General features: G+C 72.5%; 4 protein-coding genes. 2 read left to right on the plus strand and 2 right to left on the minus strand.

The features are described from left to right. The coding region (locus Q7T15_RS01515; RefSeq protein ID WP_304692568.1) for a dihydrodipicolinate synthase family protein at positions 1-291 on the minus strand (291 nt) is incomplete at its 3' end. Between the two features lie 55 nt (positions 292-346). Further along, positions 347-1,081, minus strand: coding sequence for an FAD-dependent thymidylate synthase (gene thyX / locus Q7T15_RS01520; protein WP_370689074.1), 735 nt, complete (start codon positions 1,079-1,081; stop codon positions 347-349). 125 nt (positions 1,082-1,206) lie between these two features. Here thyX and Q7T15_RS01525 point away from each other — a divergent pair, with 125 nt between their 5' ends. Together Q7T15_RS01525 and Q7T15_RS01530 are read left to right on the plus strand one after the other, a co-directional pair. Beyond that, positions 1,207-1,635, plus strand: a complete 429-nt coding sequence (locus tag Q7T15_RS01525; protein ID WP_304692572.1) for a thioredoxin family protein — start codon at positions 1,207-1,209, stop codon at positions 1,633-1,635. Then, positions 1,632-1,915, plus strand: a 284-nt coding sequence (locus Q7T15_RS01530; protein ID WP_304692574.1) for a DUF4395 family protein, incomplete at its 3' end; no start/stop codon positions are given. The genes Q7T15_RS01525 and Q7T15_RS01530, both read left to right, overlap by 4 nt.

A 1,915-nucleotide genomic window follows, 5' to 3' on the forward strand; every position in this document is an offset into this window, starting at 1 on the left:
GCTCGCCTTGTACAGCTCGATCGCGTGCGCCGTCTCGTTCGAGCCGCCGCCCGTGATGATCGTCGCGCGGCCGGAGCTGACCGCCTTGCCGACGGTCACGAGCTTGAGCTTCTCGGCGTCGGTGAGGGTGCTCGTCTCGCCCGTCGTGCCGGTGACGACGATGCCATCGGCGCCGTGGGTGATGAGGTGCTCGATGTGCTTCTCGACCCCGGGCCAGTCGACCTCGCCGTCGGCGGTCATCGGGGTCACCAGGGCGACCAGGACCTGGCCGAAGGGGTTCTGCTCGCTCACGGTTCCCAGGGTATCGGCTCGCGCTCGCGACTGCCGCGCCCGGTACGGCTCCGGGCTACGGGGCGACGCGGCCGTTCGCGTTGAACGACTCGTACGTGAGGGGCATGAGCTCGGCGAAGCGCTCCTCCATGAGCTCGGCGACCATCTCGATCTCGCGCTGCGGGAACGACGGGAAGTGCGTGCCCTCCCGCTTGGTGCGCAGCGACAGGAAGTTCATGAGCGAGCGGGCGTTCATCGTGACGTACATCGAGCTGTAGATCGTGACCGGGAGGACCGTGCGGGCCACCTCGCGCGCGATGCCCGCGTCGAGCATCCGCTGATAGGAGGCGTAGGCCGCCTCGCACACGCCGCGCACCTCGGCGTCGACCATCGCGTGCTGCTCGGGGGTGCCGGGCAGGAAGTCGTAGGCGCCGGGCTTGCCGACCTGGATGAGGTTGCGGTCTGCGCCAGGCACGTAGAACACGGGGCGCAGCTCGCGGTAGCGGCCCGACTCCTCGTTGTAGGACGCGATGCGGTGCCGCATGAACTCGCGGAAGACGAAGATCGGCGCCTGCACGTAGAACGTCATCGAGTTGTGCTCGAACGGCGAGCCGTGGCGGTCGCGCATGAGGTAGTTGATGAGGCCGCGGTCGCGCACGGTGGCGTCCTGACCCGACGCCGCGCTCTCGAGCGTCTGCTCGCCCTGCGTCGAGACGCGAGCGGCGAAGAGCACGTCGGAGTCGGCGGCGCTCGCGCGCACGAGCTCGACGGTCACATCGGAGCGGAAGGTGATCTCGGCTGCGTCGGACACGTTCGAAACCCTACCGGCGGCCGCGGACATCCGATCGCCGACGGGCCGAGCGCATGCGCGTCACGAAACGTCACACGCGGGCGCCCGGGGAATAGATGAAGGCTCGTGCATGGTTGCCTGCTCACATGGACTCCCCCGCGCTCCTCGCGATCGCCGCGCTCGTCATCGGCGCGACGGCGATCGGCCTCGTCATCCGCGCCCGGTCGGGTCGCGTCGTGGTCGCCGACCGATCGGGGGCGGCGGATGCTCGCCTCGCGGTCGCCGGCGCCGACGTCACCCTGCTGCAGCTCTCGAGCCCCGTCTGCTCGGCCTGCGCGGTCATGCGGCGCGTGAGCGAGGAGCTCGTCGCGGGCGAGGAGGGCCTCGCCCGTCGCGAGCTCGACGTCACCGAGCACCCGGACATCGCGAGCGCGCACGGCGTGCTGAGCACGCCCACCACCCTGCTCGTCGACGCGGCCGGGCTCGTGCGCGGCCGGATCGTCGGTGCGGCGAAGCCCGCCGAGGTGCGCGCGGCCGTCCAGTCGGTGCGCGAGAGCATCGGGGCCTCCGCGTGAGCGCCGAGGACGTCGACCCCGGCGCGACCGTGGGGCAGCCCGGCATCGACCCGCGCGGGCCGCGCTTCGGCGCCGCGATCACCGCGGCGCTGCTGCTCGTGGTCGTGGGGCTCGCGCTCAGCGGGCAGTCCGTCGCCGCGACGGCGACCCTCGCGGCGCTCGTCGCGATCTTCGCCTGGGGGGCGTGCGCGGGCAGCCGCCGCCACCCGTGGGGTCGGCGGTACGCGCGGCTCGTCGCGCCGCGCCTCGCTCCTCCCGCGCACCGGGCGGACCCGGCGGC

Source organism: Microcella sp. (genome assembly GCF_030645145.1).
Lineage (GTDB): Bacteria > Actinomycetota > Actinomycetes > Actinomycetales > Microbacteriaceae > Microcella.